General features: G+C 59.8%; 17 protein-coding genes. 2 read left to right on the forward strand and 15 right to left on the reverse strand.

Annotated features, from left to right (window positions below; translation table 11 throughout):
• Nucleotide 1 precedes the first annotated feature (1 nt).
• The 4 genes from araG to BLU75_RS15375 all read right to left on the reverse strand — a co-directional run bounded on the left by araG (nucleotide 2) and on the right by BLU75_RS15375 (nucleotide 4,138).
• The gene (gene araG / locus BLU75_RS15360; RefSeq protein ID WP_090221496.1) at nucleotides 2-1,546 is read right to left on the reverse strand and encodes an L-arabinose ABC transporter ATP-binding protein AraG; all 1,545 of its coding nucleotides are present in this window, start codon (nucleotides 1,544-1,546) and stop codon (nucleotides 2-4) included.
• Between the two features lie 63 nt (nucleotides 1,547-1,609).
• On the reverse strand, nucleotides 1,610-2,596 hold the full coding sequence (locus BLU75_RS15365) for a substrate-binding domain-containing protein (protein WP_090221497.1): 987 nt from the start codon (nucleotides 2,594-2,596) through the stop codon (nucleotides 1,610-1,612).
• A gap of 38 nt (nucleotides 2,597-2,634) precedes the next feature.
• Complete coding sequence (locus BLU75_RS15370; protein ID WP_084381216.1) at nucleotides 2,635-3,456, reverse strand: SDR family oxidoreductase; 822 nt, start codon at nucleotides 3,454-3,456, stop codon at nucleotides 2,635-2,637.
• Nucleotides 3,457-3,658: 202 nt separating this feature from the next.
• Entirely contained in the window at nucleotides 3,659-4,138 is a 480-nt protein-coding gene (locus tag BLU75_RS15375) for a GNAT family N-acetyltransferase (RefSeq protein ID WP_084381268.1), read from the reverse strand.
• A 235-nt stretch (nucleotides 4,139-4,373) separates the two neighbouring features.
• On the opposite strand from BLU75_RS15375, the gene BLU75_RS15380 reads away from it, so the two are divergent.
• Nucleotides 4,374-4,712 (forward strand): hypothetical protein, encoded by a 339-nt coding sequence (locus BLU75_RS15380; protein WP_084381217.1) that lies wholly within the window; start codon nucleotides 4,374-4,376, stop codon nucleotides 4,710-4,712.
• 49 nt (nucleotides 4,713-4,761) lie between these two features.
• Entirely contained in the window at nucleotides 4,762-5,028 is a 267-nt protein-coding gene (locus tag BLU75_RS15385; protein WP_084381218.1) for a hypothetical protein, read from the forward strand.
• Between the two features lie 204 nt (nucleotides 5,029-5,232).
• Here the strand turns inward: BLU75_RS15385 and BLU75_RS15390 are convergent, their stop codons facing one another.
• The 11 genes from BLU75_RS15390 to tmk all read right to left on the reverse strand — a co-directional run bounded on the left by BLU75_RS15390 (nucleotide 5,233) and on the right by tmk (nucleotide 15,467).
• On the reverse strand, nucleotides 5,233-6,153 hold the full coding sequence (locus tag BLU75_RS15390) for a PfkB family carbohydrate kinase (RefSeq protein ID WP_084381219.1): 921 nt from the start codon (nucleotides 6,151-6,153) through the stop codon (nucleotides 5,233-5,235).
• A complete protein-coding gene (locus tag BLU75_RS15395; RefSeq protein WP_084381269.1) occupies nucleotides 6,146-7,612 on the reverse strand; it encodes a purine-cytosine permease family protein in 1,467 nt (488 codons plus the stop codon). Before BLU75_RS15395 ends, BLU75_RS15390 begins: the two co-directional genes overlap by 8 nt.
• 114 nt (nucleotides 7,613-7,726) lie before the next feature.
• Nucleotides 7,727-8,728 carry an ADP-ribosylglycohydrolase family protein gene (locus tag BLU75_RS15400; protein ID WP_084381220.1) on the reverse strand — a complete coding sequence of 334 codons (1,002 nt, stop codon included), beginning with the start codon at nucleotides 8,726-8,728 and terminating at the stop codon, nucleotides 7,727-7,729.
• Complete coding sequence (locus BLU75_RS15405; RefSeq protein WP_084381270.1) at nucleotides 8,725-9,438, reverse strand: GntR family transcriptional regulator; 714 nt, start codon at nucleotides 9,436-9,438, stop codon at nucleotides 8,725-8,727. The genes BLU75_RS15400 and BLU75_RS15405 overlap by 4 nt, the downstream gene beginning before the upstream one ends.
• A gap of 70 nt (nucleotides 9,439-9,508) precedes the next feature.
• A complete protein-coding gene (locus BLU75_RS15410) occupies nucleotides 9,509-10,069 on the reverse strand; it encodes a DUF1285 domain-containing protein (protein ID WP_084381221.1) in 561 nt (186 codons plus the stop codon).
• Nucleotides 10,070-10,085: 16 nt separating this feature from the next.
• Nucleotides 10,086-10,691, reverse strand: coding sequence for a DUF4823 domain-containing protein (locus tag BLU75_RS15415; protein WP_084381222.1), 606 nt, complete (start codon nucleotides 10,689-10,691; stop codon nucleotides 10,086-10,088).
• A 108-nt stretch (nucleotides 10,692-10,799) separates the two neighbouring features.
• Nucleotides 10,800-11,768: a GTP 3',8-cyclase MoaA gene (locus BLU75_RS15420; protein WP_084381223.1), complete on the reverse strand. Its 969-nt coding sequence runs from the start codon at nucleotides 11,766-11,768 to the stop codon at nucleotides 10,800-10,802.
• 139 nt (nucleotides 11,769-11,907) lie between these two features.
• Nucleotides 11,908-12,561 carry a TetR/AcrR family transcriptional regulator gene (locus BLU75_RS15425; RefSeq protein ID WP_084381224.1) on the reverse strand — a complete coding sequence of 218 codons (654 nt, stop codon included), beginning with the start codon at nucleotides 12,559-12,561 and terminating at the stop codon, nucleotides 11,908-11,910.
• Between the two features lie 446 nt (nucleotides 12,562-13,007).
• Nucleotides 13,008-13,790, reverse strand: a complete 783-nt coding sequence (locus tag BLU75_RS15430; RefSeq protein ID WP_084381225.1) for a TatD family hydrolase — start codon at nucleotides 13,788-13,790, stop codon at nucleotides 13,008-13,010.
• Between the two features lie 65 nt (nucleotides 13,791-13,855).
• Complete coding sequence (locus BLU75_RS15435; RefSeq protein WP_084381226.1) at nucleotides 13,856-14,842, reverse strand: DNA polymerase III subunit delta'; 987 nt, start codon at nucleotides 14,840-14,842, stop codon at nucleotides 13,856-13,858.
• Complete coding sequence (tmk, locus tag BLU75_RS15440) at nucleotides 14,835-15,467, reverse strand: dTMP kinase (RefSeq protein ID WP_084381227.1); 633 nt, start codon at nucleotides 15,465-15,467, stop codon at nucleotides 14,835-14,837. Before tmk ends, BLU75_RS15435 begins: the two co-directional genes overlap by 8 nt.
• Nucleotides 15,468-15,469: the final 2 nt, after the last annotated feature.

Genomic DNA, 15,469 nt, shown 5'->3' on the forward strand with positions numbered 1-15,469 from the left:
TTCAGTTCGCCAGGCCGTCGGCACGTTGGCTCGGCAGAGCCAATTGCAGCAGATTGGATTCAGTGGCGTGTTCGCGGCTTTTTTCGCCGCGCAACGCGCCTTCACACAGCACCAGGATACGATCGGAGATACCCATCACTTCCATCAAGTCGCTGGACACCACGATCACCGCAATGCCGCTGGCCGCCAGGTTATGGATGATCTGGTAAATCTCCGCCTTCGCACCGATATCGATACCTCGCGTCGGCTCGTCGAGCAGCAGCACCTTCATCGGCATCGACAGCCAGCGACCCAGAATCGCCTTCTGCTGATTGCCGCCGGAGAGGTACATGATTTTCTGCGCCGCGCTCGGAGTCTTGACTTTCATGGCCTGGATTTGCTGGTCGGCGTTGGTCTTTTCCCACCCCTCGCGCAACAGCCAACCAAAGGCCGAATGGCTGCCACGGGCACTGATATTGATGTTCTCAGCGACGCTGGACAGCGGGATGATGCCTTCCTTCTTGCGATCTTCCGGGCACAGCAGCACGCCGGCGGCGATGGCATCGCGCGGTGAGCGCAGCTGCAGTTTTTCACCGCAGAGTTGCAACTGGCCGGCCGTGGCACGCTCCAACCCGCTTAACAGACGAAACAGTTCGGTACGCCCCGCGCCCACCAGCCCGAACAGCCCGAGGATCTCGCCTTTGTGCACCTCGAAACTGACCGGCTCACGCAGACCCGGCCCGGTTATACCGTCGACCTTGAGCGCCACCTCGCCCCGTTCACGCGGGCGGTAATCGTAGATGTCCTGGATGTCACGCCCGACCATGCAGGTGACCAGTTGGTCGTGGGTCAGCGCCTGCATGTCGTCGAAGGTGCGCACGTAGCGACCGTCCTTGAACACGGTCACCGCGTTGCAGATACGAAAGACTTCTTCCATGCGATGGGAAACGTACAGCACCACTTTGCCCTCATCGCGCAAGCGCGCGATGATCGCCATCAAGCGGTCAATCTCGCGCGCCGAGAGGCTGCTGGTGGGCTCGTCGAAGGCAATCACATGGGCGCCGCGGGACAGCGCCTTGGCGATTTCCACCAGTTGCCGCTGGCCCAGGGACAAGCGACCGAGTTTCTCCTGTGGGTCGATTTCGTCGGCCAGGCCCTTCAGGCACGCCAGCGCCTGCTGACGCAGCAGCCCACGATTGACCACGCCAAAGCGCGACGGCAAATGCCCGAGGAAGAGGTTTTCGGCGACGCTCATTTCCGGCACCAGGTGCAGTTCCTGGTGGATCACCGCCACGCCGCAGGCGATGCTGTCGGCGGCGCATTTGAAGGCCATGACCTGCGCACCGATCTGCACAGTGCCGCTGCTCGGAATATAGGCACCGCCGAGGATTTTCAGCAGCGTCGACTTGCCCGCGCCGTTCTCGCCCATCAAGGCATGCACCTGGCCTGGCTGTGCGCTGAAGCTGATGCCATCCAGTGCCTTGACGCCAGGGAAGGTTTTGCCGATGCCGTCAAAACGCAGACTGGCTCCGGCAATGGGTTGTTGTTCATTCAGTTGCACGTGCATAACCACCTCATCACACCGATCAGGCAGCCCTGTGGCCAGGGCCGCCGAGGAAAGCGAACGGCCTTATTTCCACAGGCCGATCTTTTCCAGTTCCTGCTTGAAATTGTCGCGGGTGATCAGCGTCACTTCGTCCATCGCCGTGTACTTCGGCGGCTCGGTGCCTTTGGTTACCCAGTCGAACATCATCTTCGCGGTGTTGTAGCCCTCGATGTGCGGGCTGGGCAGCATCGAGCCGAAGAAGCCGCTGTTGGCCTTCTTCAGTTCACCGATGGCATCGGTGCCGTTGATGCCGATACCGATCACGTTGGCGGCGGCAAACCCGGCACTTTCGGTGGCGCGCACACCGCCCAGCACCGTGTTGTCGTTCATCCCGCCAATAATCAGGTTCTTCACGCCGCTGGGCAGCTTGACCAGGGCCGAGTTAGTGGCGTCCATGCTGCCGGGGACGTCCAGGGTTTTGAGGGCCGTGGTGAGGATATGGTCTTCGGGAATGCCCGCTTCTTTCAGGGATTGGATCGAGCCGTCGGTGCGCTTTTTACCGGTGTCGAGTTCGTTGTAGGTATTGATCACCGCGTAGGTGTCTTTCCAGTCCCAGCCACGTTTTTTCGCTTCAGCGGCCATCGCGGCGCCCTGCTTCTGGCCGACTTCGAAGGCGGCCATGCCCAGGTACGGCACGTCTTCCATGAAGTTGCCCTTGGCATCGACGAAACGGTCATCCACCGCCATGACTTTCAAGCCATTGCGCTTGGCCTTGGCGACGATGGCCGGGCCGAGGGCGACGTCCGGTGGGCAGATCACAAAGCCCTTGGCGCCGTTGGCGGCCAGGCTGTCGATGGCCGACAGGGTTTTCTCGCCATCCGGCACGGCGATCTTGATCACGGTGAAACCATGGTCCTTGCCGGCTTTTTCGGCGAACGCCCATTCGGTCTGGAACCAGGGCTCTTCAGCCTGCTTGACCAGGAAGCCGATCTTCACTTCTTCGGCGAATGCGAGTGTGCTTAAGCCGCTTAGCGCGACGGCGGCAGCGAGAACGCGGAGTCCTTTTTTCATGAACGGCACCTCTTGTTGTTATGCGTGAGCGACAAGTTCTAATCGTGGTACATCACCGAGCGCCCGCCATCGATCATCAGGCAGGTCGCATTGATAAACGGCGCTTCATCGCTGGCCAGAAACAATGCGGTCATCGCCACCTCGACCGGTTGGCCGATGCGTTTGGGCGGATGCAGGTCAAACGCGCGCTGGCGTTCGGCATGGGGGTCGGGGAAACCGTTCCAGTAGTCAACGTTGAGCTGGGTTTCGATATAGCCCGGTGCAATGGCATTCACGCGGATGCCTTTAGGCGCGTATTCGATGCCAAGCGCGCGTGTCAGGCCGAGCAGGCCGTGCTTGGCCACCGGATAGGGGAAGCAGCCGGGGATGATGTGGCTGGAGTGGGTGGAGGCGATATTGATGATGTTGCCGATGCCTTGCTCGATCATGTGCGGCAACACTGTACGGCAGCCGAACCAGGCGCCGTCCAGGTCGACGGCGAAGCATCGGCGCCAGTCTTCGTCGCTCATTTGCAGCGGGTCGCGGAACACGTTGACGCCCGCACAATTGACCAGCACATCGACCCGTCCGAAACGCTCGAGGGCAACATCGACCAAGGCGCGCCACTGGTCATTGGAGGTAATGTCGATTGGCTGCGCGTAGATTCGGGCGCCGTGTTCGCGCCAGTGTGTGGCGAGTTTTTCGAGCTTTTCGGCCTGGATATCCGCGATCACCAGGCAAGCTTGCTGAGCCTGGAAGCAGGCGACGATAGCCTCGCCAATGCCTTGGGCGGCGCCAGTGATGATCACCACTTTATCTTTGAGCCGCTCGCCGTAGGTAGGCTCGGGCACCGCGGGTAATGACAGCGGTTGTGCCTGCATCGCTTCACCTGTTTTATTTTTTGGTAGTGAGTGCTGATGCGGACGACTATAAACCTAGAGCGCAAAACATCTCAATATATAATTATTCATCCCACATATTGAGAACAAACATTCAATCCCTGTAGGAGCGAGCTTGCTCGCGAAGGTCGTTAACGATGACACGGGAAATCTGGCATCCCAAAGCGTCAAGCATTTACCTAACTCAACCCTGGGCAAACTCCCGCAGGGCATCACCCTCCATCCGGTAGCGAACCCATTCTTCCTGAGGCTGCGCACCGATGGTTTTATAGAACGCAATGGCCGGCTCGTTCCAATCCAGCACGCTCCACTCAAAGCGGCCACAGTCGTTGTCGAAAGCAATTTTCGCCAGATGCCGCAGCAATTTTTTACCCGCGCCACCGCCGCGTTGCTCGGGGTTGATGTACAGGTCCTCAAGGTACAGACAGTTGCTGCCCAGCCACGTCGAATAACTGAAAAAGAACACTGCAAACCCGATCGGTACACCCTCACGCAAACAGATCAAACCATGGGCAGTGGCGCCCTCACTGAACAAGCTGCGCTCGATATCCACCACGCTGGCAATCACTTCATGCCGGGCTTTCTCGTAGTCGGCGAGTTCCGTAATGAAGGTCAGGATCTGCGCAGCATCGCTGGGCACAGCGGGGCGTATCTCGATAGTCATGGACAGGCCTTGGGACAAAAGGAAAGGACACATATTAAGGCTGTTTCATGACCACCTGCAGTGATTTATATGCACCGTTACGTCTGCGCGCCCTGAAAAATCCGGGGCCGGTGCCCCGTCTCGGCACACAAAATCTTACAGGTGAGCTAGAACCGTTCGTCGCCACCTAGGCACAAACCGCAAACGTGAGCTGACCAATATGAGGTAAGGACCTTAATCATATGGAGGCTCCACCATGATCAGTTCCAAATTGACCGCCCTCGCCCTCACCGGCCTGTTGTCTGCCGTTTCGCTGAGCAGCTTTGCCGCCTCGGATCATTCCACCGGCAAGACCGACCCGATTGGCAGCCCGCCCAATGCCGCGACCGAAGAAACCAAAGAGTCCATGGGCACCGGCCTCGACACCAATGGTGGCGCCATCATTCAGGATGGCACCGACCCACGGACCCAAGGCAACGACAGTAATCGCCAAGGCCTCGATACGGACGTGGAGAACGGCAAAATAGGTCCGGGCAAAAATGCCATGCCGAACGCTGACGACCAGGACCTCCCGGGCGCTGCGAAACAACCTTGATCTTTTAGCCAGCGAACGCTACCCGACCACTCCCATTGAAGAGGTATGCATGAACGTGGATAAAAACCTTGAGAAAGAAGTGCTCACCCGCCTGCTGCACGCTCATCCCAACGGCTTGGGCAAGGAGGTGCTGGATAATTACCGGGGCGAAAAAGTGGTGGCCGGCACCTTGGCCACGCTTCAGGAACGCGGGTTGATCAAGGACGGTCACGTCACCTGCAATGAAGCCGGCGAGCACGCGCTGAATCTGCCGATCAAGCTGACAGCGTCTGGCGTCGAGACAGCCCGCAAGCTGGAAAGCGAGCCAAGCGAGTAATACCTTTTTCCTTCCTGGCCCTGCTGCAAAGGGCCAGGAGGAATTTCACCAGGCCGCATGGAAGCAAAATGGCCTGTAAAGCAAATAGCGGCCACTGTAGGAACGAGGGGGGCCTGCGAGATCTTCGTCCGAGCCCCCCCTTTTGCCGTAGCCGTCGAGAAAGTCAGGCGTGTCAGCTGTTCTGAGTAGCCCTGTTCTGTCGCCTCAAGACGCTGCCAGCAACGCATCCACTTGCGCCGCGCCAGGCGACGTCGCGGGGCCCCAGCGGGTGACTGCCACAGCAGCGGCGGCATTTGCCCGTCGTGCAGCGACAGCCGGGGTCAAGCCGTTGGCCAGGCCAGCGATAAATACACCAGCATGGGCATCACCGGCACCGTTGCTGTCCACCGCCAGCACCTTAAACCCCGGCACATGCTCTACCTGGCCGTGATGGCTGACCCAACAACCGTTCGGCCCGTCCCGCACCACCAACAACACCTCGGCGGGCAGGTGTTCGTCGAGCCTGATCAGCGCCGCAGCGATGTCCTTGGCTTGGGTAAACGCAAGCGCTTCCGGACCGTTGCTGGTCCAGATATCAATGCGCGGCAACAGCGCGGCCATCACGGATGAGTCGGGCGCCTTGACCAGCGGCCCCGGATCGAAGACCACCGGTATTTCACGAGGCAAGGCCAACAGCCAATCAAGCAAGGCTTGGGCTTTTCCCTCTAGCAACAAGCTGTAACCACTGACGTAGACATAATCGTCAGCGTGAGGCACAGCGTTGGCCAAGTCCTCCGCGCTCAGTTCGCCTTCAGCGCCGAGGTGGGAAATAAAGGTGCGTTCGGTGGTGGCCTCGGTCAGGGACACACACAGACCGGTGTCCTTGTCCTCACTGGCAGCCAGCGCCATTTCGATCCCCTCAGCCTGCATCGCCGTGCGCGCCAAGTCACCGAAACGCCCTTTACCGTGGCGTCCCAGATAGACTACCGGCAAGCCGTTACGCCGAGCGGCGGCCATGACATTGAACCCACCGCCGACCTCGAAACTGGCGGATTTGGCCAAGACGTCACCACCGCTGGCGGGCAAGGTATCGAGGGACATGACCAAGTCGACAATCACCTGGCCTGAGTGAATCAGTCTAGACATTGTGGCCCTCTACGACAGCCGGACGACGGTCGGTCGCGCCACCCAATACCGCATAAATCCCACCGGCGACCAGGAAGGTCACAATCCAGCCCAGGCCGTTATGTCCCAGCCAGGAATCGGACAAGGGCCCGGCGAACCAAATGTTCTCGGCGGTGGTGCCAATGGTGGTGAAGCTGAAGCCCAAGACGATGGCGAGCATCCAGGCGCCAAAGGCGCGCCATTCAATGCCGCCGTGATACCAATAGGCGCTGCTCGGTGTGACATCCAGCAGGTCCTTGGCGCTGTAGTAATGACGATGAATCAGGTCGACCACGAAGATCCCGACCCAAGCCGTGATCGGCACGGCCAGCAGGGAAATGAAGGTGATAAACGGGCCGTAGAAGCTGTCGGCGATCAGCATGAAATAGATCGAGCCGGCGAAGATCGCGACGATGTCGACAATCACCGCGTGAACACGCTTGACCTTCAAACCCAGGGTCAAGGTGGTCAGGCCTGCCGAATACACCGACAGGTTGTTGGAAAGCAGCAGTCCGCCAAACGCAGTGATCAGGTACGGTACGGCCATCCACGTCGGCAACATGTCGCGGATCGCAATGATCGGGTCAGTCGCTGAGGCCAGGTCGTTATTGCCCACCGACAACAAGCCGCCCAACGTGATCAGTAACACCAGCGGAATCCCCGCACCGAAGGCGGCAGATGCCACCAGCCGCACGGCCTTGACGCTGCGATGCTGATAACGAGACATGTCGGCACCGGCGTTGGCCCAACCGATACCGGTCCCGGCGGCCATGGTGCCGACGCCGATAATCATGGCACTGAGCGGTGCCGGCGTGGCGTTGAATACCGCGCTCCAGTCGATGGTTGCGCAGAGAAAGCCGCCGACCAGGATGTTCAGCGCGCCAAACACATAGGTCGCCCACTTCTGGATCACCAGCAACGTCGCATGGCCCAGGCCCGACACGGCCAGGGTCAGCAGCACAAAGATGCCGATGAACAGCAACGTCAGCAACGGTGCACTTTTAGCGGCCACTGGCGAGTTGAACAGAATCGAGCACAACGACAGCAATACAAAGGCGGCCGTGGTGGTGTTGACGGTTTCCCAGCCCAGGCGCGACATCAGCGAAACCAGGGTCGGGCCGATATTGCCACGTACACCGAAGATCGCCCGGGACAGCGTCAGGCTCGGCGCGCGGCCACGGCGGCCGGCGATGGAGATGATGCCCACCACCGCGAACGAACCGGCGGCGCCAAGGATTGCGACAATAATTGCCTGCCAGATGGCCAACCCGCGAAAAGCCACCAGAGTTGCCCCCAAAGGCAGGCCGAGGATGCTGATGTTGGCGGCGAACCAAACCCAGAACAATTGCAGCGGATGACCGTTGCACTCACTTTCCGGGACCGGCTCGATGCCGCGGGTTTCCAGTTGTCCGGCGCTTTGGCCGGAAGTGGTCGAACTCATGATGGGCTGCTCCTGATGCCTGTTTTTTTGGTTGTGGCAGTTTGAATCCATGGTCGGTCTTCCTGACACGACCGCTATGTGGGCTTGATCGCTCACACAGTTCATCGGCGATGCTCAGCGCAACGCCAACAACGCCTCCACCAGCGGCTGCAAATCCAGGCCATTGACCTGCTTGACCTGCTCGATCATCGCCGCTGGCCAGCACGCCATACCCAGGCACGCGCCGAGCATGGCACCGAGCATCGCTGCAATAGTATCGGTGTCGCCACCGAGGCTGGCGGCCATGCACAGGGCTTCGAACGCGTCCATCTCGCCAACCGCTACTTGCTGTGCGAGCGCGAAGGCCACCACCACCGACTCCTGGGAGGCGACGGACGTGCCGATCAGTTCGTAGAGCAGATCGGTAAACAACGCTTTGTCGCTGCTGCCGACACTCAGGGTCCGCGCCCAACTGATGCGGGTGGCGATACGCCCACCGGCGACCCAATGCCCATGCTGTTCAGCCTGTTGTGATACCTGAGTGCCGATGTTCAGCGCCTGTCCCAGGTCCTCGCCATTGATCCCGGCCGAAACCACTGCGGCAACCGCCGCGGCGCTGGCAATGCCAAGCGTGGTGTTGTGGGTCACCTGACAGGCCTGGATCACCGATTGAATAAAGCGCTCGGAGTGATTGACGTCCGTGGCGATGCCCACTGGCGTGATGCGCATCGCCGCGCCGTTGGTGGTGCCATACCGCCCGGATTCTTCGGGCGTATGGCCCGCGAGGATCATGTCGATCGCACGCTTGGTCGAAGGCCCCAACAGATCCTGGGAGCCTTTGGCGCGCATCATCGCCTCCCACTCAATCAGCCGTTGCGCGAGCACCGTCGGCTCGATCCCGCCCCGGCCATCCACCAGCAGTTGGCCCACCAGAATCGCCTGCTCGGTGTCATCGGTGATGGAGCCTGCCGGCATATTCGGGGCAATCGGCTGATCGGCGGCCGCATCTTGCAGCGCGGTGATTTCGCCAAAGCGTGCCTTGACCTGCTCGCGGCTCAAGGATTGAGTGGGCATGCCCAGGGCATCGCCCAAGGCCAACCCGTAGAACGCACCAAGGGCGCGAGTGTGCGGGGTCATTTCGAGGCTCCAAATTGCAGGTGCAGGCGAAAATGCACTGGGTCGAGCAAACTTTCGACGTATTCCATGAAGCGCTCGCGACGATCGTAAGTGGTGCGCAGCGCCTTGAGAAAAACCGTGCCGACCGGGCGACCCAGCAGCTCGGCGTCGAGTTCGTTCAAAGGTTCGGCCCCGATCCACTGGTCGCCGCCAGCGCCGATGTAGCCGTAGGCCGCCAGGGTAATCGTCAGGGAATCATCGATCAGGCCCACCCGCGGCAAGCTTTCCAGCCCTCCGCCAGCCGGCATCAACGAGCGCTCCAGGGACACGGCAGTACCGTCGGTGGTGCGCCGGCGGCGATCAAGGGTGATGAACTGATCACTGCCAAAGCGGCTGCGCAGGTCCGGACGGGTCACAGCCTCCAGGCGCAGGATGTCAGTGATCACCAGCGCTCCGGTGTCGGCCAGGGCTTGAGCCCAGCCGTTACGCTGATCGAGCACCATGCCATCGAACGTCACGATGGAGCCGACACCGCTCTGAGTGGCGATGTAGTGGCGGCGCTTGAGTTCGGCCAGGGCTTCACGGAGGGTGCCTCGGCTGACGCCGAACTCTTCAGCCAATTGATGCTCACCCGGCAACAGGCAACCGTCGGCCATGACACCGTCTTCGATACGGCGAATCAGCTCATCGACGACGCGTTTTTTCTTATCAAATCGGACATGTCTAATCATGTACAAATTGAAACCGAAAGCCCGGGCCCGCCGCAAGGAAATTATCTCAGGAGAAATACAACATCTGATCTCATGGTTCCAGGACGATGGGGAAAAACACCCCATTACTCCAGACACCCAGCCAGTTCTGCGCCTGGATCTGACGGCTGACCGCCAACTCCACCAATTGATAGAAAGCGTTGCGGTGCACCAAGGCTTCGAGGTTAGAACGTACCAACAGGTAAGGCGCGGGCTCCTGGGTTTGCGCGTCGATCATGACTCGCAGCGGATGGTCCGGGCCGGCTTCGACCTGATCGTCCACATTGGTGGTAAACCGCAGGACCTGGGCCTCACCCTGCCCTTCGACATCCAGGGTCACCGCGACAAAGGGCGCATCGTCGACCTTGATCCCAACCTTCTCCACCGGCGTGATCAGGAAATAATCATCGCCATCGCGGCGAATGATGTTGGAGAACAACTTGACCATGGGTTTGCGCCCGATAGGCGTTCCCAGGTAATACCAAGTGCCGTCGCGCGCGATGCGCATGTCGATATCGCCGCAGAAATCCGGGTTCCACAGATGGACCGGTGCCGGTCCCTTGCCCTTGGGCAACTGCGCCAACAACTCATTGGCCTTGATCGAACCCGTCATGCGTCGCTCCTTGGATTTACTGGTTGCTCATGCCCAGCAGACTGCGAGCGTACTGCTGCAGTGGCGGTCCAAGCAAATCTTCGGGTTTATTATCGTGGAATGTCAGTAAACCACCACGACTGCGAATGCGCGCAGTATCAATCAGATACTGGGTGCTGGTCTCGATCAGCATGATCTGGATAACCCCGGTGTCGATGCCCAGGCGGTCCACGGCCTGCTGATCCGCCCACTCATCGGCATTCCCGATGCGGTCGTCGGCTTGGGCAAAGCGGGTGTACAACAAATAATGCGCGCCGACACTGCGCGCTTCGGCCATGGCTTGCTCCAGGCCTTGCGGCGCGCGCGCACGACGGATCATCGGGAAATATTCGATAAAACCATTGAAGGCTTCTTCGGCGACCACGTTAGGTCGCGGGTAGGCGCTGCCCGGTGGCGTGAAGGCGCCTTGGGCGATAAAGATAAACGAGTCCGGCTGTATGCGGACCGAGTTGGAACGACGGGTATCGCTGTGATCCAACAAACCTGCATCACTCATGTGATAGCGAGTGCCTTCGGCCATATCACTGACGGTCATGCAGCCACCCAGCGCTAACGACGCCAGCAACAACACCAGACTACGCATCCTATCCTCCAGAAGCCGGTGACGGAAAACCGGCGAATGTGTACGAGATGCAGGTTCTGGGCCATAGAAGCAGCTGCAAGCTTCAAGTTTCTAGCTGCAAGTAAGAAGTCAGCCGCCGATGATTTTCATGACGGTTGCACCGCCGGAGAAGGCGACTTCCTGCTTGTCGCCCAAGGCTTTCATCAGCAGGCCCTGCAAGGCCGGCAGCGCCTGGTGGCGGGGTTTGTCCAGCAGGTCGCCGACGTAGTGGCGGTTGCTCGACGACAGGCAGCCATGCAGCCAGCCGGTGGAGGACAGCCGCAGTCGCGAGCAGGTGCGGCAGAACGGCACGCTCTCGTTGGCGATCACGCCAAAGAAGCCTTTGCCTGGCACTTCGTAGCGCACTGCCGTGGCATCCACCGGCGCGTTGGCTTGCAGGTATTCGTGATGCTCGCCAATCAGGCTCAACAATTGCTGGAGGCTGACGAACTGCTGGAGAAACGCATTGGAATCCTTGGCCAGATGCCCCATGCGCATCAACTCGATAAAACGCAACTCGTAGCCGCGTTCCAGGCAATAATCCAGGAGCGGCATCACTTGATCAAGGTTCTGCCCCCGCAACGGCACCATGTTGACCTTGATTTTGATCCCGGCTGCCCGCGCCTGGTCCATGCCGTCAAGGACCGTGGCCAGGTCGCCGCCACGGGCAATGGCGCGAAAGGCGTCCGCGTCGAGGGTGTCGAGGGAAACATTGATCCGTCGAATGCCGGCTTCCACCAACAACGGCAGTTTACGCGCCAGCAGTTGGCCATTGGTGGTCAAGCTGATATCACTCAAGCCCATGTGCCCCACCGCGCCCATGAAGGCTTCAAGCTTGGGGCTGACCAGCGGTTCGCCCCCGGTAATCCGCAGGCGATCAATACCGGCCGCCTCGATCAGGTACGCCACGCCACGAGCCATGGCCTCTGCCGAGAGTTCGTCCTGCGCAGCCACCAGCCGCTTGCCATTGGGCACGCAGTAAGTACAGGCGTAATTGCAGGCTGAAGTCAGGCTGATTCGCAAATTGCGAAAACGCCTGCCTTGACGATCAACGATCATGGATCACTCCGGCAGAGGAAAATGGGGGCGCGCTAAAACCTGACTCATAAATCAGATTTTAGCAAGGTCCTTGCCTGAGTATATTCCTGAGATACTGCGTCCGGCACTAAATCATCAGGCCATCAGACTGGCGAATGACTTAGGTGACGGGTGTCTCTGTGCTCGGTTGATCGCTGCTGTGCTTGCGCTTATTACCCATGCGCACGCCAATATCCATCAGGAACTGGAAGAAACCTTCCTGATCTTCCAGCACGTTGCTCCAGAACGGCGAGTGATACAGCGCAACGGCGCCATGCACCAATGCCCAGGCAGCACAGTAGTGGAAGTAAGGTGGCACGTCTTCGAGCTTACCCTCGCTGATGCGGCCCTTGATCAGCAGGGTCAGGCGTTCAAAGTTCGAGGCACGGATCTTGTGCAACTCCTCGACCATTTCCGGGACCTGATTGCCCTTGACCACTTTTTCTTCCAGCCGGTCGAACAAGCGGTAGCGCTGCGGATCACGCATGCGGAACTCGAAATAAGCCCGGGACAAGGCTTCCTTGTCCTTGTCGACATCGGCCGAGTGCAGCAGCTCGTTCAAATCCCGCTCGTAGTCGAGCATCAGGCGCAAATAGATTTCGGCTTTGGACTTGAAGTGTTTGTAGATGGTGCCTTTGCCGATACCCACGGCATCCGCAATCATCTCGACGGTAACGCTGTCTTCACCTTGTTCGAGGAACAACTTGAGTGCGATGTCGAGAATTTCCTGCTCACGGCGGCGAAACTCACGGACCTTACGGGGTTCTTTGTGCATAGAAAAGGTCTGCAAAGGTCAGTATGGGAAGGGGTGCACGCCGCCGGCTTCGTTTGGAGAATGCCTCGCGGAACGTTTTGCCCGGTGCGAGGGATTATCCCGACTGGACGGTCGTTGGGCAACGTCTATATGAACAACCCATGCACTAAACTTGCAGTACGCCAACGATTTGAAGGAAAACGGTCAGAAACAAGACATTCACTTTCGTGACGTACACCATTCCATGAGAACCCAAGCGAAGCGGGCGTATTCCAAATCTGTTTAAAAAACCAGCAAAAGCCGCTGGACTGAACGCAATACTGATCAATACTTCAACTGTTGGCGTGACATCTCCCCCAAGTGAAGCGCCAATAGGGGTACCGACGGACTGCGTACCTTTGTTTACTCCTAATGGTCTTAGCCCGGATTCCCCCCCCAGAACCCGGGTTTTTTTTGCCGTGGGTTTCTCAGGAAACGTGAGCCAGCGGGAACAGACGCTTGAAGTTAGCCGTCGTCTGCTCGGCAAAACGCTCGACCGACTCACCCCGCAGCATCGCCAGGTAGTCCGCCACATCCCGTACATATTCCGGCAAGTTGGGCTTGCCGCGATGAGGGATCGGCGCCAGGTAAGGCGAGTCCGTTTCCACCAGCAAGCGATCCGCCGGCACTTGGCGAGCGACGTCACGCAAGGCATCGGCGTTGCGGAAGGTGACGATCCCCGAAAGAGAAATGTAGAACCCCAGGTCGAGGGCCGCCTTGGCCATGTCCCAATCCTCGGTGAAGCAATGCAGTACGCCGGCCTGGGGCAGCGCCGCTTCACGCAACAAGCTCAAGGTATCGGCACGCGCCCCGCGGGTATGCACGATCACTGGTTTGCCGGTCTGCCGGGCCGCTTGCAGATGCAGGCGGAACGAGGCCTGCTGCAGCTCGGCAGCCTCCGGTTCGTAATGGTAGTCCAGGCCGGTTTCGCCGATGGCCACGACCCGCGGGTGATTGAGCTCGCCCAGCAACCAATCGAGCGCCGGGGCTTCGCCGGGCTTGAGGTCCAGAGGATGGATACCCACCGAACAATCAACATCAGCGTAACGCTCGGCCAGGGCTTTGACGTCGGCGGCATTTTCGGCACTGACACCGATGCACAGAAAGTGTCCCACGCCGCGCTGACGGGCAGCCTCGAGGGCGGCATCCAGGGAGCCACCGTGCTGGCTCAGGTCAAGGCGATCAAGGTGGCAATGTGAGTCTACGAGCATAAGAATTTACAACTTGCGTTACGGAAAGTGTCTGGCCAACGCTACAGCCGTCGGCCCCGAGAATCTTAACGGCGGCCGAGCAACCCGACCCATTGCACCAGCAATGCCTCAAGCAACAGCACCCGATTCAGGTTGGCCTTGCTCAGCACCTTCTGCCGCTGGCCGAGGATCCAGTCCTGGATGTTCAAGACCTTGTCCTGGGCGCTCTTCTGCGCCAGGTATTGCACGACTTTGCGCATGTCCATCAAGCCCAGGCCGCTTTCGTCCTGGGTCAACTGGTAACGCAGGATCAAGCTGGACCAGTCACAAAACCAATCGAACAGCAGCAGCAACGGAATGTCTTTCCAGCCCTCAGCCAATTGCGTGGCCGACTGCTCTTGCTTGAGCAACTTCTTCACCCCATCCACCACCAGCGCCCGCTGCTCGCGCACACCTTGAGCCTGCAACTTGACGGCCGCCAGGGGCGAGCCGGCGGCCAGCGTCAATAACTCCACCCGCTCCTGCTCGCTGCACTCCGGCAAGGCCTGTCCCAGCCACTGCAGACTCATGGCCTCGCTCGGCAACGGACAGGCCTGCTGCACGCAACGGCTGCGAATGGTCGGCAGCAAGCGACTGGACTGATGACTGACCAGCAACAGCACGGTGTCGCCGGAAGGCTCCTCCAAGCTCTTGAGCAAGGCGTTGGCCGCGTTGATGTTCATCGACTCCACCGGCTCGATCAGCACCACCTTGCGCCCGCCCATCTGCGCGGTCTGCACCACAAAGCTCACCAGGTCACGAACCTGATCGACCTTGATCGCCTTGTCGGCTTCTTCCGGTTCCAGCAGGTAGTTGTCCGGGTGACTGCCCGCCTTGAGCAGCAGGCAGGACTTACACTGTCCGCATGCCTCCAGACCTTGCGGTTGCTGGCACAGCAAACTGGCCATCAGCCGCTCGGCCAACGCACGCTTGCCGATGCCCACCGGCCCGTGAAGCAGGTAGGCGTGGGCATGCTGGGTACGACCAGCCAGTTGCTGCCACAGGCTGTCCTGCCAGGGATAGGCTTCAGCCACGGTAAAGCTCCAACAGTTTCGGCAACAAGGCATCCAGCGCCTGCTGAACCTGGCTCAACGGTTGCGCGGCATCCACCAGGAAATAGCGCGATGGATCGGCTTCGGCACGCTTGAGATAGGCACCGCGCACGGCGTCAAAAAATACCCGGCCTTCCTGCTCGAATCGGTCCAGGCGGCCTCGCGCACTGGCCCGGGCCAATCCGACCTCTACCGGCAGGTCGAACACCAGTGTCAAATGAGGGCGCAATTGGCCTTGGACAAAGTTCTCCAACGTGGCAATGCGTTCTAATGACAAACCCCGGCCTGCGCCCTGATAGGCGTAGGTGGAATCGGTGAATCGATCGCAAATCACCACCGCGCCACGGGCCAGGGCCGGACGAATCACTTCTGCCAAATGTTGGGCACGTGCGGCAAACACCAGCAATAGCTCTGCGTCCGGACTCATGACTTCGTCACCGGGAGTCAGCAGCACCTCGCGAATCCGCTCGGCCAAGGGCGTGCCACCGGGCTCACGGGTCAACAACACTTCGATACCCGAGGCACGCAAGCGCTCGGCAAGGTATTCGCGGTTGGTGCTTTTGCCGGCGCCTTCCGGGCCTTCCAGGGTAATAAACAAGCCAGTCACAG

The organism is Pseudomonas mucidolens (genome assembly GCF_900106045.1).
GTDB lineage: Bacteria > Pseudomonadota > Gammaproteobacteria > Pseudomonadales > Pseudomonadaceae > Aquipseudomonas > Aquipseudomonas mucidolens.